At 57.8% G+C, this 23,314-nt stretch carries 28 protein-coding genes and 1 tRNA gene; 15 read left to right on the top strand and 14 right to left on the bottom strand.

Annotated elements, in window-relative coordinates:
• Positions 1-890 precede the first annotated feature (890 nt).
• Positions 891-1,205: a hypothetical protein gene (locus HWX69_RS02835; RefSeq protein ID WP_178915587.1), complete on the bottom strand. Its 315-nt coding sequence runs from the start codon at positions 1,203-1,205 to the stop codon at positions 891-893.
• A gap of 78 nt (positions 1,206-1,283) precedes the next feature.
• Here HWX69_RS02835 and HWX69_RS02830 point away from each other — a divergent pair, with 78 nt between their 5' ends.
• Both HWX69_RS02830 and HWX69_RS02825 read left to right on the top strand, forming a co-directional pair.
• Entirely contained in the window at positions 1,284-1,613 is a 330-nt protein-coding gene (locus HWX69_RS02830; RefSeq protein WP_178915585.1) for a hypothetical protein, read from the top strand.
• A 61-nt stretch (positions 1,614-1,674) separates the two neighbouring features.
• Entirely contained in the window at positions 1,675-2,037 is a 363-nt protein-coding gene (locus tag HWX69_RS02825; RefSeq protein ID WP_178915584.1) for a DUF7344 domain-containing protein, read from the top strand.
• Here the strand turns inward: HWX69_RS02825 and HWX69_RS02820 are convergent.
• From HWX69_RS02820 to HWX69_RS02805, 4 genes are all read right to left on the bottom strand, one after another.
• Positions 2,034-2,264: a hypothetical protein gene (locus HWX69_RS02820; RefSeq protein WP_178915582.1), complete on the bottom strand. Its 231-nt coding sequence runs from the start codon at positions 2,262-2,264 to the stop codon at positions 2,034-2,036. The genes HWX69_RS02825 and HWX69_RS02820 overlap by 4 nt on opposite strands.
• Complete coding sequence (locus tag HWX69_RS02815; RefSeq protein ID WP_178915580.1) at positions 2,261-2,848, bottom strand: TATA-box-binding protein; 588 nt, start codon at positions 2,846-2,848, stop codon at positions 2,261-2,263. The genes HWX69_RS02820 and HWX69_RS02815 overlap by 4 nt, the downstream gene beginning before the upstream one ends.
• A 40-nt stretch (positions 2,849-2,888) precedes the next feature.
• Complete coding sequence (locus HWX69_RS02810; protein ID WP_178915579.1) at positions 2,889-6,341, bottom strand: Eco57I restriction-modification methylase domain-containing protein; 3,453 nt, start codon at positions 6,339-6,341, stop codon at positions 2,889-2,891.
• Between the two features lie 61 nt (positions 6,342-6,402).
• Positions 6,403-6,672, bottom strand: a complete 270-nt coding sequence (locus tag HWX69_RS02805; protein WP_178915578.1) for a hypothetical protein — start codon at positions 6,670-6,672, stop codon at positions 6,403-6,405.
• Between the two features lie 108 nt (positions 6,673-6,780).
• Between HWX69_RS02805 and HWX69_RS02800 the strand changes: the two genes are divergently transcribed.
• From HWX69_RS02800 to HWX69_RS02775, 6 genes are all read left to right on the top strand, one after another.
• Complete coding sequence (locus tag HWX69_RS02800; protein WP_178915576.1) at positions 6,781-7,197, top strand: hypothetical protein; 417 nt, start codon at positions 6,781-6,783, stop codon at positions 7,195-7,197.
• 102 nt (positions 7,198-7,299) lie between these two features.
• Positions 7,300-7,533, top strand: coding sequence for a hypothetical protein (locus HWX69_RS02795; protein WP_178915574.1), 234 nt, complete (start codon positions 7,300-7,302; stop codon positions 7,531-7,533).
• Between the two features lie 440 nt (positions 7,534-7,973).
• Entirely contained in the window at positions 7,974-8,276 is a 303-nt protein-coding gene (locus HWX69_RS02790) for a hypothetical protein (protein ID WP_178915573.1), read from the top strand.
• Positions 8,277-8,423: 147 nt separating this feature from the next.
• Positions 8,424-8,690, top strand: a complete 267-nt coding sequence (locus tag HWX69_RS02785) for a hypothetical protein (RefSeq protein ID WP_178915571.1) — start codon at positions 8,424-8,426, stop codon at positions 8,688-8,690.
• A 1,014-nt stretch (positions 8,691-9,704) separates the two neighbouring features.
• Positions 9,705-10,484, top strand: a complete 780-nt coding sequence (locus tag HWX69_RS02780) for a serine integrase family protein (protein WP_218644656.1) — start codon at positions 9,705-9,707, stop codon at positions 10,482-10,484.
• A 334-nt stretch (positions 10,485-10,818) separates the two neighbouring features.
• Positions 10,819-12,423 (top strand): sensor histidine kinase, encoded by a 1,605-nt coding sequence (locus HWX69_RS02775; protein ID WP_348642971.1) that lies wholly within the window; start codon positions 10,819-10,821, stop codon positions 12,421-12,423.
• A 204-nt stretch (positions 12,424-12,627) separates the two neighbouring features.
• Here HWX69_RS02775 and HWX69_RS02770 read toward each other — a convergent pair whose 3' ends face one another.
• Positions 12,628-12,957: a hypothetical protein gene (locus tag HWX69_RS02770; RefSeq protein ID WP_178915570.1), complete on the bottom strand. Its 330-nt coding sequence runs from the start codon at positions 12,955-12,957 to the stop codon at positions 12,628-12,630.
• 180 nt (positions 12,958-13,137) lie between these two features.
• Between HWX69_RS02770 and HWX69_RS02765 the strand changes: the two genes are divergently transcribed.
• Together HWX69_RS02765 and HWX69_RS18425 are read left to right on the top strand one after the other, a co-directional pair.
• A complete protein-coding gene (locus HWX69_RS02765; protein WP_178915568.1) occupies positions 13,138-13,431 on the top strand; it encodes a hypothetical protein in 294 nt (97 codons plus the stop codon).
• A 202-nt stretch (positions 13,432-13,633) separates the two neighbouring features.
• On the top strand, positions 13,634-13,978 hold the full coding sequence (locus tag HWX69_RS18425; RefSeq protein WP_178915566.1) for a HalOD1 output domain-containing protein: 345 nt from the start codon (positions 13,634-13,636) through the stop codon (positions 13,976-13,978).
• 186 nt (positions 13,979-14,164) lie between these two features.
• Here HWX69_RS18425 and HWX69_RS02755 read toward each other — a convergent pair whose 3' ends face one another.
• Positions 14,165-14,335, bottom strand: coding sequence for a hypothetical protein (locus HWX69_RS02755; protein ID WP_178915565.1), 171 nt, complete (start codon positions 14,333-14,335; stop codon positions 14,165-14,167).
• A 534-nt stretch (positions 14,336-14,869) separates the two neighbouring features.
• Positions 14,870-14,942: transfer RNA gene (locus HWX69_RS02750), tRNA-Gln, on the bottom strand.
• Between the two features lie 130 nt (positions 14,943-15,072).
• On the opposite strand from HWX69_RS02750, the gene HWX69_RS02745 reads away from it, so the two are divergent.
• A complete protein-coding gene (locus HWX69_RS02745) occupies positions 15,073-15,651 on the top strand; it encodes an IMP cyclohydrolase (RefSeq protein ID WP_178915563.1) in 579 nt (192 codons plus the stop codon).
• Between the two features lie 12 nt (positions 15,652-15,663).
• Here the strand turns inward: HWX69_RS02745 and HWX69_RS02740 are convergent, their stop codons facing one another.
• Positions 15,664-16,746 carry an ATP-binding protein gene (locus HWX69_RS02740; protein ID WP_178915561.1) on the bottom strand — a complete coding sequence of 361 codons (1,083 nt, stop codon included), beginning with the start codon at positions 16,744-16,746 and terminating at the stop codon, positions 15,664-15,666.
• A gap of 170 nt (positions 16,747-16,916) precedes the next feature.
• On the opposite strand from HWX69_RS02740, the gene HWX69_RS02735 reads away from it, so the two are divergent.
• Entirely contained in the window at positions 16,917-17,576 is a 660-nt protein-coding gene (locus HWX69_RS02735; protein WP_178915559.1) for a metallophosphoesterase family protein, read from the top strand.
• 13 nt (positions 17,577-17,589) lie between these two features.
• Here the strand turns inward: HWX69_RS02735 and HWX69_RS02730 are convergent, their stop codons facing one another.
• Positions 17,590-18,774 carry an aspartate kinase gene (locus HWX69_RS02730; protein WP_178915557.1) on the bottom strand — a complete coding sequence of 395 codons (1,185 nt, stop codon included), beginning with the start codon at positions 18,772-18,774 and terminating at the stop codon, positions 17,590-17,592.
• Positions 18,775-18,957: 183 nt separating this feature from the next.
• On the opposite strand from HWX69_RS02730, the gene HWX69_RS02725 reads away from it, so the two are divergent.
• Positions 18,958-19,344, top strand: a complete 387-nt coding sequence (locus HWX69_RS02725; RefSeq protein WP_178915555.1) for a hypothetical protein — start codon at positions 18,958-18,960, stop codon at positions 19,342-19,344.
• On the opposite strand, the gene HWX69_RS02720 is transcribed toward HWX69_RS02725, so the two are convergent.
• Positions 19,341-19,928, bottom strand: coding sequence for a DUF7474 family protein (locus tag HWX69_RS02720; RefSeq protein WP_178915554.1), 588 nt, complete (start codon positions 19,926-19,928; stop codon positions 19,341-19,343). The genes HWX69_RS02725 and HWX69_RS02720 overlap by 4 nt on opposite strands.
• A 419-nt stretch (positions 19,929-20,347) precedes the next feature.
• On the opposite strand from HWX69_RS02720, the gene priL reads away from it, so the two are divergent.
• On the top strand, positions 20,348-21,412 hold the full coding sequence (priL, locus tag HWX69_RS02715) for a DNA primase regulatory subunit PriL (protein ID WP_178915552.1): 1,065 nt from the start codon (positions 20,348-20,350) through the stop codon (positions 21,410-21,412).
• On the opposite strand, the gene HWX69_RS02710 is transcribed toward priL, so the two are convergent.
• A complete protein-coding gene (locus HWX69_RS02710; protein WP_156707921.1) occupies positions 21,406-21,603 on the bottom strand; it encodes a DUF7472 family protein in 198 nt (65 codons plus the stop codon). The genes priL and HWX69_RS02710 overlap by 7 nt on opposite strands.
• A 314-nt stretch (positions 21,604-21,917) precedes the next feature.
• Between HWX69_RS02710 and HWX69_RS02705 the strand changes: the two genes are divergently transcribed.
• Positions 21,918-22,454 carry an SWIM zinc finger family protein gene (locus tag HWX69_RS02705; protein WP_246286404.1) on the top strand — a complete coding sequence of 179 codons (537 nt, stop codon included), beginning with the start codon at positions 21,918-21,920 and terminating at the stop codon, positions 22,452-22,454.
• On the opposite strand, the gene HWX69_RS02700 is transcribed toward HWX69_RS02705, so the two are convergent.
• A complete protein-coding gene (locus tag HWX69_RS02700) occupies positions 22,455-22,622 on the bottom strand; it encodes a DUF7556 family protein (protein WP_178915548.1) in 168 nt (55 codons plus the stop codon). It lies immediately after the preceding gene.
• 145 nt (positions 22,623-22,767) lie between these two features.
• Positions 22,768-23,283, bottom strand: coding sequence for a Holliday junction resolvase Hjc (hjc, locus tag HWX69_RS02695; protein ID WP_178915546.1), 516 nt, complete (start codon positions 23,281-23,283; stop codon positions 22,768-22,770).
• Positions 23,284-23,314 lie beyond the last annotated feature (31 nt).

Genomic DNA, 23,314 nt, shown 5'->3' with positions numbered 1-23,314 from the left:
GTTGCTTACATCACCATACCCCCTTGTTTGCATTAAGAGTTTGGCAAATACTACTTAACCCAGCAGCAGGAGTAATCACCACCCCCGCACTTTCCGCAACGACCGCACAGAGGAGCGAGGATATTGAGGGTATTGGGGTCAATCGAGATTCCTTTTGGGGGGGTTCAGAGAATCGTTTTTGAGACCTTCGCCAGAGATATTGTTTACACCCCAATCACCCCGATATGGTTAAATTTCGGCTCGCTGTCTTGCGGTTTTGATATTGGGGTGGTCTTAGTGGCACACAGAAGCTCTGTCGCTGTCGATTCCAAGATCGGCTGTGCGTAAAATCTACATGTACGCGGGAGAATAGATAGTTGGTCACCGGTCAGGTGACTGTGGCATAGAAAAGCCATGTTAGGTATGGTGCCACATGACGGGGGTGGTTCCCCCGTCGCTTCTCATACTATTACTCGGTAGTGTGTGTTGTTGGTTATTCGCAGACGAGAGCAGTATCATCGGGTTGTATTGATGGGTAATACTTAAGTGGTTGGGTGGTGTATATTAGGATAGGACACATTAGTGTCCGAGTGCCACAACGACCCCAGGTGGTACCTGGGACACTTTCCTTCTCGTAACTAAACTCGACCAGCGTTGGCTGTCGCGGGACGTCACCTCGGTTCATCACTGTAAACCTCAGAATTACCAGAGAACATATCGATGACACCCGGGGTACCCTGTCATCGATATGGTCTCTGTCACCTGACTTCGTCACTGTATAAAGCGGGCACACCTCGGTTCATCACTGTGAGTTGGCTCGACCTCGCTTCATGAGTGTATAAACCACCCCTCACCTCGCTTCATCACTGGTAAGAACCTCGATACCCTCGAACACAGCCACCTCAACACCTCTACGCGGTCGGTTCGTCGTTACCATTAACCGTATCTAGATCCTCAATTCTTACACCAACAACAACTATGAAAAAAAAAAACATAACAACCTCGAAGAAGCACTGCAATTGATTGCCGAACGCGACCCAGTTGACTGTGCCGAATGCGGCGAGATGGCCGAAGGCATCGACATCCTCGAAGAGTTGATTGATCGCGGAGAAGACTGGGTTTGCCACGACTGCCGGAACGACTGAGAAAATGTCGACAAAGCCGTTTTTCGCAATATTTGCCGGTAAATCGCTGTATACGGGTTGGAGGAGTGGTGTCTTCGACACTCGAAGGTAGGGTTTAGGCTTCCCCTTTGGTGGTTTAGACCCATCGTATACATATGAGGTGGTCAGTCAACGTCGTGTATGGCCTCGGCCCCGAAACCTGTCGAGCGCGTGATGCTCGAAGCGGTTGCGTATCATGACCCCATCGACTATCACCAATTGCGGAGTGTTGTCGGTGACCGTGTGAGTGGTGGGTACAGTACTGATCGACACAAAGGTGCATTGGATAATCTGAAAGAATTGGACATGGTCGAGCGTGGTGGCCTCGCGCACGAATACGTACATATCACCGACAGTGGATGGCGTCATTTAGGTGGCGAAACGTCGCGTCACGACGGTGATGTCGAATCGGTCGATGGACTCGTGTGTGATGTGTGCGCCACAGACGAGCAGGTCGAGAACCCTTGGTAAGACCGCGCTGGTCTTCAGGTTTATACATAGGCATTGAGCAGTCACAATCGAGTTCCCGGTGATGCAACTGCTCAACGCTATTCGAGAACAGTTCGACACGACCGACGCAGAATCGGACTCACCGAACCTCCCTCCCACCGTTGTGTACGAACTCCTGAACAACGAACGTCGTCGTCGAATAATCGAATACCTCGTCCAATACGACGTCGGTGAAGAGGTGGCCTGCAGCGACGTCGCAGACCACCTCTCGACTCTCGGAGACGACAGAACCTGCGCGTATGTGTCGCTCACACAGCAACACGCTGGGCGCCTCGACGCCTGCGGAGCGTGTGCATATAATGACCGCGAAAAGACGCTGAGAGTCCGCTCAGAGATTCACGCCGTGTACGCAGCTCACGAAGCGGTCGAACAGACGCTCGACTAATCGTCGGATTCTGACGGTCTGAGGTCGCGCCAACGGAAATACATCGAACCCTCTTCAGACTCGACGAGGTACTCGACGCTATCTCTCGCGTCGCCGGTCGCTCGGCCCGCGTCGTCCTCGCGTATGGCAACAACGACACCCACGCGGCCATGCCAGCGGTCGTGATCCGGGTCAGTCGCATCCGGGATATCCACGCGTACGCGGTCGCCTTCGACGAATCGACTCATGATATCAACTTCCCCTCTCTAAGCGTCTGCTCAAGATTTTCATACACCTCATACGCATCCTGAACGTTCCGAACTCCCGTGATAGTGACCTTCCCAGTAGAGAACAACAACACCGTACAGTCGATATTCTCCGGCCTATGAATCACCGCTGGGAACTGCTCAGGCTCATACTCCGAACTCTCCATCCCCAACGCCACCACCACAGCAGCTAAATCCAATCCATCACTCAATGCACCAGTCACAACCATATATTTCACCGAGACAGAATCCAACATCTCCTCTCGATTCACCCCTGCCCCGATACTATCGAGAGTCTCAAAAAGCCAATCAACGACCTCTAGAACCGACTCCCAAGAAGACGCGCCAGCGATAGTGTACGAACCTGAACGAAAAACCATCGACACCGGCGAATGATCATCCGACTTCAAATACACGCGTCCCGGCATCACAGTTTTCTCAACAGAAAGCTCAGCACCCAACACATCAGTATCTATCTCACCAGCCCCGAGTACGCCTGACGCGACAACATTCACTATCTTCAGGCCTCGAAACTCGGTTCCTTCTGTTCCAACAGGCGTCTCCATTCTACAGATACCTACGGGAAGGGATGGAATCAGCGTTTGGTCAGTCGTCAGCGTAGGTTTCCAACGTCTCTGACTCAATCTCGTCCGGTGTTCGGCCATACTCCGCGTCGAAGTTCTTCATGTACTCAATCTCCTCCTCATCAAGACCATACATCGGCCCGATAAGGTCATCAACGTCATCGACAATCGGCTTCAGCTCAGCAGCATTCTCGATAACCGTTCTCGCTTTCCCAACAAACCGCTGTTCCATCGCATCCCACAGTTCGTTACTGATCTCGATGATCTCCTCTCGATTCTCTTCGAGAGTCTCCTCGTCCGGGAATGGGAACGGGTTAATCTCCCACCAGTCGATGTTCCGCCCGTTCTTGTACACCATCCAGTACCAGTAGAACAGTGAGGACTGGAGCGTAATCAGGCTAAATCGACGCTCCAAATCCGATGAGAAATACATTCGGTACATACTGGTTGGTGTGTCTTTGTCCATCTCATCGTACAGATTTACGAACAACGGGTTAATCCAATAGAGCGCCCCACGACGCCGCCACATCAAATGGTCTGTTTCCTCGTCACAAAGCGCATCCTCGAACACTCTGTCACTCGCGTCTTTGAGTTTCTCCAACGCAGACCGAGCGGTTTCGTGCCCTAACTTCGGGATGGACCGGTTCTGACCATCACCGATTTTCTCTCCAAGCGCTAACCCGTTCGCCTTCGCGTAACTGATGTTCGAGAGTACCTCGTTCCGGTTCTCGCTCGTGAAACGGATGTAGCGGCTGGTGTAGATGTCCGGTTCGTGTTCATTGGTAAGACGCCCGGTGACGATGGCCGGCTTCACGTGCGCACCTTCGAATATACGAGACGGTCTGTGCGCGAAACACGCCATCTTCGTCTGCTCCAACCGTCGAGTCAGGTGCTTTCGAGCTGGTTCCTCCCGTTGGTCGTAGGCAATACGGAGCGTGGTGATGTTACCGAAGTGCCCGCCGAGTTTCAGTAGCTGCAGTTCACGCTCAACGAATTGAGCTGCAATATCGTTGATGCCACCGGTCTCGTACGAATCAACGAGGTATTTTCCGTGGTCTGAGAGGATATCTCCGTACGGTGGGTTCCCGACAACGATGTCGAAGCACATGTCGTAGTTCCCGCTATCGTCCTCTCTCCGAGCTTCTGGGAACTCTGCCGTCCAATGGAACGGCTTCCCTTCGATGCGCTTCAGGTCGGACAGCACAGGCCGTCGAACAACTTTGTTGTAGTAGAACTCGTCCTGCTCTGCAAACTCGATTAACGCTTCTAAAATGTGTTCTGCGGCTTCAGATTGGCTTGATATACCGTTTCGATTAGTTTGCTTCTGAAGCTCCTCCATGTAGTCCGCGATGTCCATCTTCGCGCTCTTATGCAAGTAATGGACGTCGAACCCGGCATCTTCCAGGTCGGCGATTTGACTGTTGGTGAATTCATCATCGTCCCTTTGCTTCACTGACACCGAATCGATATACTGACGCAACTCGACCGGGCTGATGTCGTCAGCGAGTTCCTCAAACAGGCTCGCGTCTCGGATTTCGTCTTCAACAGTTTGCGTAAGCCGGTCGATGAACTCTTTGTTGAGATCGTCTCGAAGGTCGTTCCGCAATTCATCGATATCGGTTTTCGACCCTTCGTTGTCCTGCTTGTATTCCTTGCGTTGCGTGAGTATCTCGTCCATCCGGTCGCTATACTCACCCAGCGTTGTGGCGCCATACCCAACGCTCGGAAGACCGATGAGCGAGTTCCCTTCGAGAATATTCACGTCGATGTTCGGAAGCCGCCCGTAGCTCTCCTCCCAATCGTTCCCCTCCAGAATTTTCAACCATGTCCGTAGCTTGGCGATTTCCGTCGCTACCCGGTCAACGTCCACCCCGTAAATCGAATTCAACGCGATATCGCGTTTCTGATGGTACTTCTCCTCTGCAGACGGGTCTTCGCCTCTATGCTGTCCCCGATGGATGGATTGGAGTACTTGGTGTAGTTGTTCCATCGCAGCTGTCAGAAAGTGACCCGAACCACACGCAGGGTCGAGAACAGTGAGGTCGAGTATCGCTTCCTTCGCATTATCGAGTCCTTGCGTGCTCCCATACCACCCTTCACCCTCCTCAATATGTGCCAAAATCTGCGTTAGAGACTCCGACTCTGCCTCGCTACGAAGGGTAGACTCAACCCCGTCATCTACCGCTTCAGCAAACGCATCAACGATTCGTTCCTTGACCTGCCCGTCAACGGCCTGCGAATTAATCAGGTGAGTAACGTCGTTCGGCGTGTAATACGCCCCGGTCTCCTTTTGTCGGTCTTCAGACTCGCTGATGTGGTTGATGGTCATTTCGAAGACGCTACCGAGGATGGCCGGGTCGATTTCGAGGTCGAGTTCATGGTTGCCCTCGATGAGCTTATCGATGACCAACACCATCGATGGGTTCCGAACGTCGTAGTCATCTTCTTGCGAGAGGTTCTGTCGGAACAACCCACCGTTCAGGTACGGGACGTCATCGTACCAGTCACCATGGAGGTCTCGGTCGCTTCGTGGTTTGTTGAACAGATCGTAGAACAGCGGTTTAATCGTCGTTTCGTACAGGCTCGTGGGGATACCGTCACTGTAGTCCTCGACTCGCTCGTGCAGGAACCCTTCTGATAGTACGCCGCGTTCTTCCAAGAACCGAATGAACATGAGTCGGTTCACCAACGTGACCGCGAACACGTCCTTGTCTTTCCGGGAAGCCCCGTCGGGCGCGACGATATCGTTGCGCAGGCAAGTGTCGTAGTTGTGTTCGTCAGACTCGCCGAACAGTACCTCGATGTAAATCCCGAAGAAGTCGTCAACGTCTTTCTGGCGTCTGTCGCGGAATTCGGAGGGCGCCGTTTTGGTAAGAAGGGGGACGAGATGGTCAGGCTGGAACGTGAGTGCGAACGCTTCTAGCTCGTTGTCAACGTCGATTTCAACGTCCAGGAGTGCCTGTTGACTGATGATGTTCTCGTCACGAGCCAGTTGTCGGAGAATGTCACGGAAGCTGTGTCGCCTGACAGCTTCGTGTTCAAAGAAGTCGCCACCACGTTCAGTACGATACACTACCCAGTCGAGGCCGTCGGTGGCGATACCGTCGTTCGGAAATGAAATATTGGATAGATAGTCCGAAACGAGTTCGTCTTCGGCGTCTTCAATTTTGTTCAGAGATTTGTTCTCGCCGACGATTTCGAGAGTTTGGTCGTTGAAGTCTTCTTCGAGTTTGAAGTCGGGTGTTTTCCGCTGGGAGGTTGGGCGTCCCGGTGTTTTGTGTAGGCCGACAGCTCGCAGGACTGGGTTGATGAGGATGTCTTCCGTCCATGTTTCGGGTTCGGCTGAGATGTCGCGGCGTGTGATTTCTCGGTCGCCGTTGAGGATGCGCTCGATTTCGTGGGGGTCGTCGAATTCTTCGTCGAGTTCTTCGAGGAATTCGTGGAGGACGTCCCGTAAATCGGCTACAGTAGTCACGTTGTCACCGTGTCGCGGGTGACCGGCATTAGATTTTCCCTCATCGGCCTGCCGTTTGCCGTCAGTTGTCTACATTTTCTCGGATCGCAGCGATGTCATCTTGGATGTCGTTGAGGACGTCTTCTAATCGGTTGTGTTCGGTCGCTGTGCAGATGGTGTCGCGGAGTTTTTCGGCGAGTTCTGGTTCGTGATCTGCTAAAATTTGTAAATCTTCTTCTAAGCGTTCGATGCGGTTTCTGACGCGTGTTTTGACTTCTGGGCGGCGGTCGTTGTTCGGTTCGTTCGGGATGATTTCGCGGTCTCGTTCCGTTAGGATGCCTCGGTCTCGCATGTCTTGGTGTAGGGGTTGGGCACGGTTAAAACTCCCGTCCATATGCTAATACATTAGCGCAGACGCCAAACCCTTTTATTACTGCATACCCTTCCTTCACACGAAGTCATGACAGAACAAATCAAAATCGAAGTACACGCAACGACCTACCCCAACGGCAATACAGAATTCAACTACAAACACTACGACGACCTGCTCACCCCCCTCAAACTTACAGAAACCCAACTGAACGACCTATACCAAGAAGTTTCGGACAACATCATTGTGGACGCCACCAACCCGTTTAGCCTGGTAGCAGTTGCCACATTCGACAGCGATGATGACACCAACCCCGACATCGACTATTCCGTTCGAGACGACAGTAAAGCGCCTGACGTGATCGTCAAAAACGACGACAAGGACGATGATGAGGCTGAAATCACCGTCGTGGAAGACGACGACTGCATCCACATCGACAACAGCGATGACCACCCAACGCTCGACGAATCAATCGAAGGTACTGACATCATCGTGGCAGACAACTAACCGGCCCGATTTGCGACCCCTTGCCCTGCGGTGGCGGTGTGGGTTCGAATCCCACAAGGGCACTCCAACGGAGCGTCCCCGCTTCGTCACCCCCTCCAAATTATGAGTAAAACGCACCCTCCGAAAACGAAAGACGCGATTGAACAGCGCCAAACCAAGGACTTCTGTAACGACTGCGACCGCTACAAAGCGTTCTGCAGCGGTCGCAGAATCTGGTTCAACAACGACGACTACTGGGTTTGCGACCAGTGTATCGCCGACGGACGACCCGAACAGGACGACGACGATGACACCGACCAACAGTCGATACTCACATTCATCGGGGATGGTCGATGACCGGTGGCGTCGGTGGGTACGAGTACGGAGTGACGTGCCCCGAGTGCGGTGAATATACGCCCCTCCACGGTAGCGACGACCCCAGTGAGGGCGTTGAATGCACTGGGTGTGGCCGAACGCTTCGCGTCCACGTCGCAGTCGTCGAAGGTGATGGGCAATGACGTACGTTGTCCAAGAGTCTGTGAGCGTCGATACCCCGGGTTCAGACGCGCACTCCACGCGTTCCGGACGTCGATTACTGGTTGGTGTTGATGGCCGGACGGTCACGTTCCGGATTGAGCCATCGAGGGTTTTGCACGTGGTCTCCGACACCCACCAGGAGTCGCCCTCCCCGAACGAGATTCCAACCGAGATTCGAGACCACGTACTGTACGTCGGGTATCGAATCCAGGGAGAAAGAACCGGGCAGGCAAGCTTCGAGCTGATTCGAGGTGACGTCGATGAGTAGTGTTCCTCGGAGCGTTCGGATGGAATCGGCCATGGCCGACCCCTCCACGACGTTCACTCCCGGCCAACGAAAGGGGATTCGAGCCGCCATCAACTACTGCTCAGTCGTCGAACCCTCGATTGCCGACCTCGAACGACTCCACCGCAAGGGCGAGAACAACGCTGTGTTGACGAAACGAGATCGTCGTCGCCTCCAGAGCGTTCTCAACAAGTACGGAGCGCAGCGGCTCGACCGCGACGAGCGTCGATTGAATTCGTGGGCAAAGTCTGAGCTGTGGGACGCGCACCGGCCATAACTCTCGACCCCTTTTTCTGCGGAACCGTACCAACCATCTCTACCAGGGATGGTTATGACTCGGTTTGTTGATGTCGAATACCCCTGGTAGTGTTCGACGCCGCCTAATAATCGCCGTGTATTAGTTACACGTCAATAATCGACCAGTATGGTTGTAATGGACGATTGGCATGGCGATACTGTATGGGTACTAATGGATGCGACAGCTGGCAATGTCGTCGAATCTATCGTTGGAGTATTTAGTAATAAGAAGGATGCAGAAGAGGAAGCACATGACTTGGTGAATATTCACCGTGGTAAAGTCCGTCAGGAAACTGGCAAAGAGTACGAGGTCGAGGTCGAAGAGATTGGTGACGATCAGGTAATTACCTGTGGTGATTTTGGATACTACTTGACACACCAGAAACTTGAGTAACCACCCAGACAGAAGGCTGTTCGTACGGCAAGCAGTGACCTGTGGGACGCGCACCGGCCATAACTCTCGACCCTTTTTGCGGAACCCTACCAACGCGTACTAGCGATACCCGCCACGTCTGCTTCGACTGCGGTTCCTGCTGTTTTTCGCTACTTTCACCGCGAGGAAGACGAACAGACCCAGCGTCAAACCGAGGATCGTTAAAATTGCGAGGAGCGGTTGGCCGAGCAATGATTGCCCCGCAAGCGCCATCAGAAAGTATGTAACTCCACCAACAGCACCAGCCTCCGTAGCGGCTTGTGTTATTCCTAAAATAACCATGAGCGGTGGAATGATGCCAAGAACGCCGATGTACAACCAGGCATACGGTGGTTGTGAGAGGACTTCCGAGGTGGATGGAACATCGACGAGTATCACCCAGGCGATGTGCTGTAGTACTGGTACAATCACACCGAGGAAGATTGCTGCCTGAAGTGCTCGTCCACCGAGGATTCCTGCGGTGCTAGGGTGTGGCGTTGGTGTGGTTCGTGACGCCATGCATACAGATATGTTATCTTTTGGTAAGTATCTGTGGCTGATTTGTCATTGGACACTATCGAACGCATATTTCGATGGTTTGGTGATCTCTTCGGCGCTCAGGAAACCGGGAGTTCGTGAGTGACTACTATCCACCCATTATAGTTATAAAAATAAGGCACTAAGTAATACATAGAGTAAGGCAAACAAGAAACCGCCCGAAACTCCGTCCAATCATGACACAAAGTAACGTAATTTACGGTGTGCAACTCGCCGCACCATGTCCACTCTGTAACGTTGACTGTCTCGGACATCTCGATATGGTCGAAGACAGTGATGAATTTACCTGCGACAACTGCGGAGCGTCGCTCTCGACAGGCATCAAAATCGAGGTTCAATAGATGACTGACGAGCGAATTTACTACAAGACGAAAGCCTGGCCACGTGGCCAATCCAGCGTCGCCTCCACAGTCCCGAAGCAAATCCGTATGATGAAGGATGCTCCACCCGCTGAAGACCTCGAACTCCGCTGGAGCATCAACCCGGATACCGGTGCTGTCGAAGTCGAGTTCCACGAGCGAGAGGAAGAAGACGATGAGTAAGGCGCTCGCGTGGATCAGGAAATCCAAAGGCAGTGACGACGACATTGGTCTCGAAGACCAACGTGAGAAGGTCAAAGCTCTCGCCGACGAACTCGCCACCACACGCGAAGACCTTGACCTCGGCGTACAGTCGGGTTTCTCGACGATGAGTCGTAACGATGACTCGGGACTTCTCGACCAGAACGAACGCGTCACGGACACCGTTGAACGCATTCGAGACGGTGAGTACGACTACCTCGCGGCATGGGACGACCGCCGAGTCTGTCGAGACGAATACTTCGCAGTTATCGAGTATGCAGCCAACCAAGGCGGCTGCGAGATCGTATATTTCGCCGACGTTGACGACGACGACCTCACCTTCGACCTCAAACGCCGCATCGAGCGGGACACGAAGGAGGAAGAGATTCGGAAGGCCAAACGAGCAATCAAGGTCAAGAAAGAACTTGGCGACGACCTCGGTCGCCCCCGTTTCGGGTACACGTACAACAGCTCGAAGACAGAGCAACTCCCGGACGAAGATGACTTTGAACGAGCGCTTCGAGTGATTCAGCTACGCGAAGACGGCGAAACGTATGCAACCATCAGCAACAAAACCGGTGTGTCGGAAGGAACGATATCGAACATCCTCGATCGGCGCGACGAATACCTGGCCGACGCGAATACGCTCTCCTCGTAACTGTCTTCTTTTCCTCAATAGGCTCGATTCACGACACACAGACACGTCTCTCCTCGCTCATATCTCGCTACACCCTACCTTTCAGGTTGGTAAGGGTCGGTTCTCTGGCAGTGATGGTGCCTTCTCCGACACCAACAGCTACTCTCTCGGATCTTTCGTTGTAGGCTGTTCATAGCTCGGTCAGTTGAAGCAATACCGAGTCATCCAACATGAGTTGAACAAGGAGTAGGGGACTGGTTCATCCCGTTTTGGCGTACATACTTACAGGTGGGCGGAGATGTTTTGCTTAATGAATGTCTTGCAGCCACTTTCGTTCTCTCCACTTTGGGGGTACGTGCTGACGTTCGCCGTCGCTGCGGCCCTCTGTTTCGGCAGTCTTCTCCGTACACGCTACATCGAAGATGCCGATTCGCGGCGAGGCCTTGCCGCCTTCCTCCTTCTGAGTGGCGGGTGGGCGCTCGCACACGTCGGGTATCTGACTGCCCCCACGCCAGCCACCCAGTACGCGTTGTACGTCGTAGGACTCGTCGTCGGCTTCGCCGCCGTCGGCCCGTGGCTGTACTTCTGTTCGGCTTACACCGGACGGTCGCTCCATCAAAACCCGACCGTCCGCTGGATCGCCATCAGCGTCCTCCTCGCCATCATAGCCCTCAAAGTCACGAACCCACTGCACGGCCAGTACTTCACGACGGAACTGACGAGCACACCGTTCCCACATTTGGTGATTCATCATGGCCCGCTGCATTGGGTCGTGATGGGGCTGGCATACGCGCTGGCCTTCATCGGCTTTTTCATACTCTTCGAGTTGTTCGCGCAGGTCAGCTACGACACGAAACCCCTCTTCGGCGTTGTCTTATTGACGGGGCTTCCGGTCAGCCTTGACGTACTCGGAGCGACCACCCAGTACCTCCTTCCGCTCACTTACTCGCCGTTAGGTGTGGCAGCGTTCGCTGTCGGCGTATTCTACGTCTACCTAGAGCGATTTGAGGCGGTTCACCTCACGGGTGAGACGGATAATCCGATGATACTGCTCGACGCGAACAGGAATGTCCATGATTGGAACCGGGCTGCCCAGCAACTCTTCCCGGCTCTCACGGAGTCGCGGGGCGAACCACTCTCGATTGCTGTACCATCGGTTGGTGAGTCATCGAATGAACGTGATTCGATACTCGAACTCGACAGACACGGGCAGACACGGTACTACCGGATGACGGTAAACCCGTTTTCGGCGAATAGCACCCGGTTAGGCCGGCTAGTCACGTTCACAGACATCTCCCATCGAGAGCAATACCGGCAACAGTTGGAACGGCAAAACGAGCGGTTAGAGCGGTTTGCGAGTATCGTCTCCCACGACCTTCGGAACCCGCTTTCGGTGGCCAAAGGCCGCGTCGAGTTGGCGCTGGAGGAAGGCACTCAGCAGGAACATCTGGAGCCAGCGAGTGCGGCCCTCGACCGGATGGGGGAACTCATCGATGAATTGCTCACACTGGCCCGCACCGGGCAGCAAATCGACGATACCGAGACCGTACAGGTTCGGGACATCGCGCTCAATAGTTGGAAGATGGTTGATGTTCCCGAGGCCTCGTTAATGGTTGACGACGAGTTTGATGTGTCGGTAGAAGCCGACCCTGAACGGTTTCAGCAGTTGTTCGAGAACCTCTTTCGGAATGCTATCGAACACGGAGGAGCCGATGTTACGGTCATGGTTGGAGGGTTAGACGAAACTGGGGGCTTCTACATTGAGGACAACGGGGCAGGGATTCCTGCTGAGGTTCGTGAGGAGGTGTTCGAGCCAGGGTTTTCGACGACCGAACAAGGGACTGGGTTTGGGCTGCCGATTGTACGGGAAATCGTCGAAGCTCACGGGTGGACGATTCACGTCGCGGAGGCCGCTGATGGCGGGGCACGGTTCGAGGTTCGAACGGATTCGTCTCGATAGTCATCGCAGGACGGGTCTTGTGTGGGTTGTGGAACTACTCAACCTGTTTCATTCTAGTTCGATAATGCCCTGGGGTCGGTCAATATAGGCATCAGAAGCATCTGATCATACTTGCCAAGTTCCGGTGTACGTGATGGATACGATGATACGGTTGGCTTGAGGCGTACCGTTTCACTGCCATTGGTGTTGGCTCAGCAGCCAGTGTCACTCTAACGTCCGAATCAACATTCTCACGACATCGTCTTCATACGCTATGTACCCCGTCGGAAGGTCGCCAATCGGGTTGGCCTCTCCATTCGGAACTCGTCGTTCTGCGTACCCACCACCATTGACTGCTTCGGGCACTAATTCACGGGCATACTCGTTCGCCTGTACGTGTTCGTTACTGTAATCCGTGATTTCCTCGTCTGGGGGCTCTTCTTCCACAACACGAGCAACGACATATTTGTCTTCGACAGCGGAGAACATCCCACATCCAGAAAGTGAACTCCCGATAACGACCCCACCTGCCTGAAGCAGTTTCCGTCGTTTCATAGATTTCGCTTACCAAACTACGGATAAATATTTTCTAGCAGGCAATCCAGGGCATGGGTCAATCGGTCAATACAGGGGATAGACGTATCAATCAGTACAGAGGACTTAGTCATCGTGCAGACAGAGAACGAGGGTACAACTAGACGTAGTTCTATAGGGAAAGAGTCCAATCCCGTCATAATGGTCGATACAGCCCTTCTTTGGATTGGACTGACAGCGAGTCTCGGTGTCGGCTCTCTGGGCTATTTCGTTCGGACTTACAAGAAGTCGAGCGAACTTGAGTATCGGGCCTTGGCAGTTGCACTTCTCTGCGGTTCTGGGGTTATCGAACTCAGCATGGCGAACGGCAATATTCCTGCGACACGACTACTGAGCCTCGTTAGTGGTCTCTCCTCGGTAGTGGCTATCGGAGTCGTAGTCGTCGCAATATGGACTCGTGGGACGCACCCGACAGTGCCGAATAACGATACCTGAGAAGCGCGAATATCTCTATCAGACCCGTTGATTCCACACCTCGCAGGTTAATACGCACGTCTACTGACCGGCCCTTGCAGCGTACTTAGGTTGGAATCTTCCGTAATCGACTTGTCCCATAAATCGGTCGGTATAGAATACAGACATATTCGCACGCATATTATCACACCAGTATTTTATAGCGTTGGGTTGTTTGTGAACTATGGAAAATCGGGGTGAACTACTCGTCTATCGAGGATGTACACCGGTCGTTGATGCGGAATACGACTCCGAGAGTGATAGTTCCGCTACGGAGGCTATTATAAGCGCTCTAGCGGAGGCTGTCGGAGTTGAACCAACTAATCTCCCACCGCTATTCGATTACGTTGACCCGGACGCCCTCAACGCGTTGTTTGAACCTTCTGATAGCGCCACAAACGGTGACACGCTCCTCAGCTTTCAGGTAGACACGTGGAACGTGTTCGTCCGCTCCGACGGTCGCATCCGCGTCTGTGATGCGACTCAACCCACCGATCCAGAACCGGTCTTCGAGTCCACCACCGCCTAACACGGATTCTCTGTGCGGCCAGCGCTGCTGATTCATTCGCTCGCTCGTCCGAACAGCTGATTCATTTAATCCACGTTGAAACCAGATGCTGGAGTTGTTGTTACTCGTTGTCTCTCTATTCTCGAACCTCCCTACTCTGGGTTGGTAAGAAACGAGAACCCACCCCTCTATCGATATGTTCAGCAGTTATTCGACGTCGCTTTCGTCGCCGTCGACGAGGTCGTCCGGGTACGACTCCATCCACTCCTCCGGGTCTGCATCCTCGTCGTACGGCAGTTCGACGTCCCCTTCCGGCCACCCTTCGGTTGCTTCGACACCCTCCGGATACGGCTCCTTCCCGTCGTCGTCGTTGGTCATTATCGACGCTTAGAACCGCTCACGGATAATTCTACGACCCCACAACTTGTGACTGAGACGGGTGAAACCCACCATTCACAACGACCTTTCACAATCACTCGTCACAACCACAAATCACAATCACACGCCACAGTCACAGAGAACATTCACTACGGCCACACCCCCCCACTTTTCATGAGAGATTATTCCACCCGTTACCGACTGCATTTACTACGGACTATACCCCGCTAACACGCCACACGCCTTTACTGAGAGTCTTCGCCGATCGCGTCGCTCGGGTACGGTTCCTTCCCGTCGTCGTTGGTCATATCGACGCTTAGACACACTCACGGATAACTTCTCGACCCTTTCACAACGACAGTTCACAGTCACAGACCACAATCACAGGTCACAGTCACAATCCACTGTGGGCATTCACGACGAACTCTCACAGGTCACAGTCACAATCCACTGTGGGCATTCACGACGAACTCTCACAGGTCACAGTTACGGGTGAATTATCTGGAAATACGAGGATTCGCGTCAAAATGATTATAGTCCATCCTGGATTCGAACCAGGGTCGAAGCCCCCAGAAGGCTTCAGGATTGGCCACTACCCCAATGGACTGTGCGCATTGGAAAGCAAGCCGTGGGTCTATTTATGATTGTCGTGTTCGGCCGACAGTTGGTCGCTCCCCGAGCGTCCGTCACGACGCCGAACCGACACCGACATACTGTCGCCGGGGGCAGAGACGGGTATGTACGTCGGTCGCTTCATCGTCGTCGCACCGGACCGAGCCGCCTATCGCGTCTCCTCGCGGTCGTTCCCGAACCGCCGCGTCATCGAACGCGAGGGCGCGCTCACAGTCGCCCCGACGCCAGACGCTCCCGAGACGGACAACCCCTACATCTCGTATAACTGCCTGCGAACCACCGAGGACGGCACGCAGGCCGTCATCGGCAACGGGACGCAGGTCGACCCCATCGTCGAGAAACTCCAGTTGGGCTACCCCGCCCGCGACGCCCTCGTCGAGTCGTTGCTCGCACTGGACTACGAGAAGGACGACTACGACACCCCGCGAATCGCCGGCGTCGTCGGCGAGGAGAGTTACGTTGGCATCGTCCGACGGGACGCCGTCCTCGTCGAGGCGGTCGAGGAACCGACGCTCGTTGCCACTTACGAGAAGGACCGCCCGGAGGCCGTCGACTTCGAGTCGACCGACGCCGACGCGATGGCGGAGGAACTGTACGAGTTCGACTTCGAACATCCGGTGTGTGCCGCCGCGGTCGCACGAACCGACGACGGCTTCGAGACGGGCTACTACAACGGCGAGTAGTGCTCGCCCGCCTCAGGCCTGCTGGAGGCGAATCCGGACGCGGTTGCCACCGAGGTCGCTCTCCTCGAAGGCGAGTTCGCCGCCGGAGCGGTCGACGATCCATTTGACGAGCCACAGCCCGAGGCCGCTGCCGTGGTGTTTCGGCGTGATGTCGGCGCTGCCGGTGACGACGTTTCGCTCCATCGGCGGGATGAGCGGCGCGTCGTCCTCGACGAGGATGTCGACCCAGCGGCCGCCGTCGACGTCGTCGATGCTGACGTGGACGCGGGGGTCGTCGCTCGGGTTGTGTTCGATGGCGTTCTCGACGACGTTCTCGACGGCGAGTTGAAGCCGTCCGGTCGCCGAGACGGTTCTCGAATCGGGTACCTCGACGGTAATCGTCGCCTTCGGGGCGGCCGTCCGGACGCCCTCGACGGCGGCACGAACGACCGGTACGCAGTCCAGCGTTGCCGTCTCCGCTTGTGGGGACTGCAACACGTCGTTGATTCGGGCGGCGTCGCTGGCCAGTCCGAGCAATCGCTCGGCGCGGTCGTTGATTATCGTCGCGGTCCGGACGGCTTCCTCGTCGTCGGCGTCGAGGATTTCCAACAGCCGGTCGGCGTTCCCGTCGATGATGTTCGCCTCGGTGCGTAAGTTGTGTCGGAGGACGCGGCTCAACACCTGTAGCTGCCGTTCCTTCTGATTGATATCGGTGAGGTCGGTGTAGACCGCGAAACCGTCGATTCGGGCCGTCTCGTCGCTATAGGGGATGCCTCGGTAGAGGAACTCCCGGAGTCCATCCGTGGTCCGTCGCTGGACGCGCTGGTAGTTGATTTCGCCCGAAGCGGTCCGTTCGTCGAGCGTCGCGGCCTCCTCGACACGCCACTCGGGGACGATGTGTTCGTTGAGCGGGGCGTCGAGGACGGTGTCGCGGTCGTAGCCGAACAATTCGAGGAACGACGCGTTGACGCTCCGGATAATCGGTTCCTCGTCGACGAGTTCGAACGCCACGACGGCGTCCTGAATGTGGCCCAAGAGGTGTCGCAACCCGTCGGATTCCTCGATGTCGAAGGACTCCTCGTCAGTTCCGTGGCTACCTTGTTGTGCTTCGTTCATCTGATTCTGATTTTGGTGTCTGTATGTCTGTCTATCCTGCATAAAGTTAAAAACTACCGTAGATATTGGCCAAAAGACACAAACAATGTCACGATATTTCGTGTCGAACTGGCCTGTCGGAGCAACGCTGACCGACAGGCCTTACGGGACTGCGGTCCCAGAACGAATCGATGCGAGTGGGGGTACTCTCCGACATCCACGCCAACCGGGTCGCACTGCGGGCCGTACTCGGTGATATGCCTCCAGTCGACGCCGTCGTCTGTGCCGGCGACGTGGTCGGCTACAACCCCTGGCCCGGCGACTGTATCGACGCGCTTCGCGAACGGAGCGTGCCGACGATTATGGGGAACCACGACCGAGCAGTCGCAACGGGAACCGGCTTCAGTGGCAACGGGATGGCGGACGCCGGGGCTCGCTACGCTCGCGATGTGCTCGACGAGAGCCAACTGGCGTGGCTCCAAGACCTGCCGACCGAGCGCCGTTGTTTCGACGGCCGCCTGAAACTCGTCCACGGCCACCCGGAGGACCCGAACCGCTACACCTACCCGGCGCTGTTCTCCCCCGAGTTGCTCGGAGCGGAGGACGTCCTCGTGATGGGCCACACCCACGTCCAGGCCTACGAAGCCTACGACGAAGGCGTCGTGATGAACCCCGGGAGCGTCGGCCAACCGCGGGACGGCGACCCCCGTGCCGCCTACGCCGTCGTCGACCTCGATTCGCTGACCGTCGACCAGCGGCGCGTCGAGTACGACATCGAACGCGTCGTCGAAGCCGTCGCGGAGGCAGGGCTGCCCGAAGGAACTGGAACTCGACTGCGAAAAGGGCGATAACGTCGTTCGCGCGTCAGACTGCCTCTTGGATGATTTCGAGCGCGTCCTCGCGGTCGTCCCAGTCGACGAAGACGGCGACGGAGGTGGCGCTGGTGATGAGGTCGTGGATGGTGATGTGTTCCTCCGACAGCGGGTCGATGATGCCCTGGAGGATACCCGATTGGTTGGGCAACTCGCCGCCGGTGACGCGAATGACGGCGACGTTGTCGTCGACGGTGACGCTGGAGAGCGGTTCGGCGTCGATGACCGCCTGGTGGAGGACGTTCTCGGCGCGCTCGGCGATTTCCTCGTCGATGTAGAACGTCACCGAGTCCATCCCGCTGGCGACGGCGTCGACGTTGATGTCCGACTCCGACAGCGCGACCGACAGCTCCGAGAGGATGCCGGGGGTGTTGCGGATTGCGCGGCCGGCGACGGTGAGACACGCGAGCGGCGTCTCCCGAAGGTCGATGAGGTTCTCGAACTGCCCCTCGATGGTCGTCCCACCCTCCAGTAAGTCGCCGTGTTGGTAGTGGGCGACACGGACTGTCATGTCGCTAGTCTTGTACGACAGCGCGGAGGGGGCGACGACTTCGGCGCCGCGGAAGGAGAGATTGCGCAGTTCGTCGACGGTGATTTCGCCGACGTTGCGTGCGCCCTCGACGACGCGGGGGTCGCCGGTCATGACGCCCTCGACGTCGGTGATGATGACGACCTCGTCGGCGCTCATGTAGTTGCCGAGCATGACGGCGGTGGTGTCGGAGCCGCCGCGGCCCAGCGTCGTCACGTTGCCGGCGTGGTCCTGGGCGAGAAAGCCCGTGATGACGGGGACGTACCCCTTCGAGGACATGTCGGCGGCCAGCTGTTTGGCACGGCGCTTGGTCTCCTCGACGTCGACTTCGCCGTGTTCGTCGGTGATGACCGGCCAACTGTCGGTGCCGGGTTCGAGGAACTTCGCGTCGATGCCGCGGGCGCCGAGGGCGGCCTTCAGCATCCGGACGGAGGTACGTTCGCCCATCGAGACGATTTCGGCCTCGTCGGCCTCGTCGGCCTCGAACTCGATGGCGTCGAGCAGGAAGTCCGTCGTCGACCCCATCGCGCTCGCGACGATGGCGACCTCGTGGCCCTTCTCGACGGCGGCCGCGATGGAGTCGGCCGCTCGGTTGACTCGGTCGCCGTTGCCGAGGCTCGTTCCGCCGAACTTGGCGACTACGCGCATACGATCACCTGCTGTACGGTGTGATGGCTCATACCCGCCGGTAGCCAGTCACAGGAGATAATCCTGTCCATGTTCCGTGGGCCTGCTTCGGGGGCGGCTTACGGCGATTATTGCGTCGCCAGCGAGGTCATTCTTCCTCCCGTGCGGGGGAAGTTTATTTCCCGCGAGTGTCTTATCGGGTGTATGGACATCCGGGACGCCGTCGAGGCCGACGCCGAACGGCTGGCGACGCTGACCGGCGCGCCGACCGACGTGATGCGCAACCTCGTCCACGACCGAACGGTTCGGGTCGCCGACGCCGACGACGGCGTCGCGGGGTTCGTCAGCTACGACGCACAGGGGACGACGGTCCACGTCACGCAACTGGAGGGCGACGCCGACCTCTGTGAGCGACTGCTCGAAGAGCCGACCCGCTTCGCCGAACGGGAGGGAATGTCCGTCGAGTTGCTCGTCCCCGACGGCGACGAGGCGGCCCACGAAGCCGTCGAACGCGCCGCCTTCGAGGAACACGGCCCCGGTCCGCGCTTCGACGGCACGACGACGACGCGGTATCGGTGGTCGCCCGACTAGAGGTGGCGGTCGATGACCGCCTTCGCGGCCTGTGCCTTCTCCTTCCAGCCGTAGCCCTGTTCGTAGACGTGTTTCTTCGAGTCGACCAACTCGGCCGGTGAGGCCTCCTCGAAGCCGCCGCGGTTCCACGTTCCCGAGGTTTCCAGCCAGTCGATGGTGTTCTCGCGGGTCTCCTCCCACGAGAGCCCCACCATCTCGTAGAACGCTATCATGGCGAAGACGCTGTTGTCGTGGGCACCGGGGACGCTGCCCTCCTCGTAGATGGTCTTCAGCGGCTCGAAGGTGGGTTGAGAGACCCGCTCTTTGTATTCCTCGGGCGTCAGCAGTCGGAGTTCGTCGTCTTCGTCGACGACTCGTTGGTCCCCTCGGAGGCGACCCAGAACGGCGGCGTGGAGGCCGCTCCACCGCTCCGGAAGCGCCTCGCGGAGTGCGTCCTCGTCGTCGTAGGGACGGGCCGACAGCGGCGCCAAGAGGTCCGTGTAGGCCTTCTCGATGTGTCGGCGGTCGGTGCCCTCGAACTCACAGTCGGGGTCGTGGAGGTTACTCGTCGTCCGACAGCCGGGACAGCGATACCTGAGGCGCACGGGTTGTTCCTCGCGTTGGGGGCGGCGAGTATAGGCGTGTCGACTCTCTGGAGATGGCGTCGATTTTATTCGGCCGGGAGCGCGTGTCGGCCTTGGCCGACCGCGCGACATGCGCGGCGCTACGCGCCGCGATGTAGGTTCGCGGGCCGTCGGCCCGTGCAACCCGGGGAAGGGCAGGGCTACAGGGGGTCGAACAGCGACATCCTCGGCGGACTGAAAGGGCGAGGCACGGTGGCGCCGAAGGAGCGTCGCTGCTCGGGCACTACCCGAACGAAGTGAGGGTATCCCGAGCAGCGACCGCCAGCGCGCCGAGGGCTTTCGAGGTCGTGCTGTCCTCGTTCCCACGCCCGATTCCCAAAACGAATAATCCTGCGGCCGGGGTCGGTGCGTTTATCGGCCCCGCAACGATACCCGAGAGCATGCAGCGGCTCCACGCCCGGTACCCGTTCCTCGACGCTTCCCGTGAGGCCGTCGAGGCCGCGGAGGTCGACCTCGCAGCCCTCGTTGTCGAGGGGGGACCGGCCGTCGAGCGCGGCCGCGAGCGCGTCCAGCGCGCGCTGTTGGAGGGGACGACCGAAGCCGAGGACCCACGAGCTTGGAGCGACCGGGCGGAACTGCTCTCCTATCCGGTCGCTCGCGTGCTCGTTTCGCTTCTGGACGTGCCGGGTGCCGTCGAGAAGTACGCCGCCGCCGAGGCCGCGACGGCCCGCGAGCGGTTCGTCGAGGATTTCGAGGCCGATTTGGAGCTGAAGAGCGCCGGCGGCGAGCGACTCACGCTCGACCGCCTGCTCGCGGATTTCGGGCTATCGGGGCGCATCGAACCCACTGGCGACGGGGAGTTCAGCGTCGCCGTCACGGCGTATCTCGAACTCGCGGCGGCGCTGTCGGGCGAGCGGTGGCGTCTGGTCGGCCGACCGCTCGACTCGGGGCGCGTCCCCGTCTCGCGGCCGGAGTTGTACACGCTGCTTCGGGAGGCCGTCGGGCGTCGCGTCGAGGAGGGGCTTCCGCTGTCGGTGCCCGAAGCCATCGGGGAGCCGCTCGATACGGAGTTGTCGGCGATTCGCCGTAGCGTCGCGGACCTCGACCCGCCGACGGCGTTCGACGCGGTGGTACCGGGACTGTTTCCGCCGTGTATGCGTGCGCTGTTGACCCGTGCTCGGGAAGGGGAGGCGCTTTCGGACCGCTCGCGGTTCTCCCTCGTGGCCTTCCTCGTGAGTGCGGGACTGGACCGCGACGAGGTCGTCGAGTTGTGCGCGGTCTCGGGAGAGGCCGCCGAGTCGATTCGCCAGCAGGTCGACCGACTCCGCGAGGAGGGCGGCGAGGGGTCGGTCGCGGCGCCGCCGTCGTGTGCGGTCATGGACGACTACGGCGACTGTGTCGACAAAGACGAACTGTGTGAGTCCATCGAGCACCCGCTGTCGTACTACGAACAGCGGCTGGAGTCGGCCCCCGAAGAACAACTCGCTGACTGGCGCGCTCAGTAGCGCCGGGAGAGTCCGACGCCGATGACGGACATGAAGACGATGAAGAAGGCGATAGCGCCGACCAGAGCGACGCCGCCGTCGCCCGAAAGCCCGCCGTCGTTGTAGGTGTTGCCGATATAGAGGATAATGGCGGCGAGTGTGGCAACGCCGACGAACGCGACGATGGCTTCGACGACGGCATCACGGTCCATGGTCGGGATTCCGACGGTGTGGGCCAAAAGCGCTTCGAAGGCGAGGCGCCGGCGGGTCGACGATGACCGATGGACGACTAGCGGTTCGAAGGGACACTCGAAATAGGGGGTGGTGGCGCGATATTTCGGCTGAAAAACGGCGTGAACGGTCGTGAAACGTCGAGTGACTCATTAGCCTTCGACGCCTACGTTTCGACTGGAACATGACGCATCCAGAACACACACCAGCGTCATCGGACTCCTCGCGTCGGCGGCCTCTGGCGCCCGATACGCGCCGGCTGGACGACCGGTCGGCGCGGGCGTGGACGGAGCCGATGGCGGTCAGACCGCTCGGTAGCGGCCGATACGCCGTCGACAGCAGTTCCGGTGCCACCTACGTCGTCGACCTCCCTCGTGGCGACTGTACCTGTCCGGACCACGAAATCCGCGGCGAGCGCTGCAAACACCTCCGTCGAGTCGCACTGGAGGTCACCGAACGACGCGTCCCGGCGCCGGGCAAGCGGCGGGCCGACTGTGCAGTCTGTGGCCACGAATCGTTCGTCCCCGAGTCGGGACCGGCGGTCTGTGGCGACTGCTGGCTCGAACGCGGCGACATCGCGACCGACCGCGAGACGGGCGATACGGTCGTCGTCTATCGACTGACCGACGAGCGCGCAGACGAGCGCTACATCGACGCCGCTGGGTGTACGGTCGCGGAGTACCCGAAAAACGAGGGGTATCCGCCCGATGACCCGGTCGTGGAGGTCGTCTACCCGTTTTCGGGCGAGGCCGACTCGCCCCTCGACGAGCGGCCGCGTTACGCCTTCCCGTACGCGCGGCTTGCGGTCCGCGAGGAGATGCTTATCGAGTGACTACCGCCACTCCGAGAGGTCCGTTTCCTGTCCGGCGGGGACCGACAGCCACGCGTCGTCGGTCGTGACGTCCGCGATGATGAACGCGGGTTCGCCGTTCCGGTAGTCGTACGACGACTGTACACCGTTCTCCGAACCCGACGCCCGAACGTTCTCCGAACTACTCATTTCAGTTTACGATTATCCACCAAGCACATGAACGTTTCGAAGATAATCCGATAATATTCCGAAGAGGTATCCGTTCGGGTGACTGTGATGGGTGGCACTGTACCCACGTTCACTCAATTAACTAAAAACGAGACGAATCGGGTTTCTACAGCATTTCGGCGGCATCGTCGACCGAGAGGTCCCCGCGTGCGAGGGCTTCCAGCACGTCGCGGTCGGGGCCGTCGTCGGAGTCGACGGCGACCTCTTCGAGCGTAACTTTCTGGGAGTCGCCGACGAACTCCGCGAAGTCGGTGCCCTCCGCGATGGCGGTTTCCTTCTTCACTCGGTAGTTACCGCCGTCGGTCGTATAGAGGTCGCCGGGATGGAAGAAGTACCAGTCCTCGCGGTCGAAGCGGGCGGCGACCCGCGGTTTCGCGCCGAAGTTCCGCGAGAAGTACACGAGCGCCTCGATTTCCTCGCCGGTCAGATAAATCGGATCGCCGCTGGAAGATTTCGCCTCGATGGCGTAGAACACCTCGCCGTCGCCCGCGAGTACGTCGGGCAGTTCCCGCTCGGTCGCGCTGCCGGAGGCCGGCGCTCGCATCACCGCGAACCCGGCCCCGTCGAGTTCGTTGACGAGTTCGCGCTCCCGGCGGTCACCCTTCGCGTTCGAGTTCGGCATCTACCGAGCGTCGGTGTCGAACGGTATTAAA

Origin of the sequence: Natronomonas gomsonensis (genome assembly GCF_013391635.1) — an archaeon.
Classification (GTDB): domain Archaea; phylum Halobacteriota; class Halobacteria; order Halobacteriales; family Haloarculaceae; genus Natronomonas; species Natronomonas gomsonensis_A.
This window is presented reverse-complemented; position numbering and strand designations above follow the sequence as displayed.

Bases quoted from the DNA above. Each gene is read 5' to 3' on its own strand.
- HWX69_RS02830 (WP_178915585.1), top strand. From the start codon at position 1,284: ATGGCCTCGGCCCCGAAACCTGTCGAGCGCGTGATGCTCGAAGCGGTT.
- HWX69_RS02825 (WP_178915584.1), top strand. From the start codon at position 1,675: ATGCAACTGCTCAACGCTATTCGAGAACAGTTCGACACGACCGACGCA.
- HWX69_RS02820 (WP_178915582.1), bottom strand. From the start codon at position 2,264: ATGAGTCGATTCGTCGAAGGCGACCGCGTACGCGTGGATATCCCGGAT.
- HWX69_RS02815 (WP_178915580.1), bottom strand. From the start codon at position 2,848: ATGGAGACGCCTGTTGGAACAGAAGGAACCGAGTTTCGAGGCCTGAAG.
- HWX69_RS02805 (WP_178915578.1), bottom strand. From the start codon at position 6,672: ATGCGAGACCGAGGCATCCTAACGGAACGAGACCGCGAAATCATCCCG.
- HWX69_RS02800 (WP_178915576.1), top strand. From the start codon at position 6,781: ATGACAGAACAAATCAAAATCGAAGTACACGCAACGACCTACCCCAAC.
- HWX69_RS02795 (WP_178915574.1), top strand. From the start codon at position 7,300: ATGAGTAAAACGCACCCTCCGAAAACGAAAGACGCGATTGAACAGCGC.
- HWX69_RS02790 (WP_178915573.1), top strand. From the start codon at position 7,974: ATGAGTAGTGTTCCTCGGAGCGTTCGGATGGAATCGGCCATGGCCGAC.
- HWX69_RS02785 (WP_178915571.1), top strand. From the start codon at position 8,424: ATGGTTGTAATGGACGATTGGCATGGCGATACTGTATGGGTACTAATG.
- HWX69_RS02780 (WP_218644656.1), top strand. From the start codon at position 9,705: ATGCTCCACCCGCTGAAGACCTCGAACTCCGCTGGAGCATCAACCCGG.
- HWX69_RS02770 (WP_178915570.1), bottom strand. From the start codon at position 12,957: ATGAAACGACGGAAACTGCTTCAGGCAGGTGGGGTCGTTATCGGGAGT.
- HWX69_RS02765 (WP_178915568.1), top strand. From the start codon at position 13,138: ATGGTCGATACAGCCCTTCTTTGGATTGGACTGACAGCGAGTCTCGGT.
- HWX69_RS18425 (WP_178915566.1), top strand. From the start codon at position 13,634: ATGGAAAATCGGGGTGAACTACTCGTCTATCGAGGATGTACACCGGTC.
- HWX69_RS02755 (WP_178915565.1), bottom strand. From the start codon at position 14,335: ATGACCAACGACGACGACGGGAAGGAGCCGTATCCGGAGGGTGTCGAA.
- HWX69_RS02745 (WP_178915563.1), top strand. From the start codon at position 15,073: ATGTACGTCGGTCGCTTCATCGTCGTCGCACCGGACCGAGCCGCCTAT.
- HWX69_RS02740 (WP_178915561.1), bottom strand. From the start codon at position 16,746: ATGAACGAAGCACAACAAGGTAGCCACGGAACTGACGAGGAGTCCTTC.
- HWX69_RS02735 (WP_178915559.1), top strand. From the start codon at position 16,917: ATGCGAGTGGGGGTACTCTCCGACATCCACGCCAACCGGGTCGCACTG.
- HWX69_RS02730 (WP_178915557.1), bottom strand. From the start codon at position 18,774: ATGCGCGTAGTCGCCAAGTTCGGCGGAACGAGCCTCGGCAACGGCGAC.
- HWX69_RS02725 (WP_178915555.1), top strand. From the start codon at position 18,958: ATGGACATCCGGGACGCCGTCGAGGCCGACGCCGAACGGCTGGCGACG.
- priL (WP_178915552.1), top strand. From the start codon at position 20,348: ATGCAGCGGCTCCACGCCCGGTACCCGTTCCTCGACGCTTCCCGTGAG.
- HWX69_RS02710 (WP_156707921.1), bottom strand. From the start codon at position 21,603: ATGGACCGTGATGCCGTCGTCGAAGCCATCGTCGCGTTCGTCGGCGTT.
- HWX69_RS02705 (WP_246286404.1), top strand. From the start codon at position 21,918: ATGGCGGTCAGACCGCTCGGTAGCGGCCGATACGCCGTCGACAGCAGT.
- HWX69_RS02700 (WP_178915548.1), bottom strand. From the start codon at position 22,622: ATGAGTAGTTCGGAGAACGTTCGGGCGTCGGGTTCGGAGAACGGTGTA.
- hjc (WP_178915546.1), bottom strand. From the start codon at position 23,283: ATGCCGAACTCGAACGCGAAGGGTGACCGCCGGGAGCGCGAACTCGTC.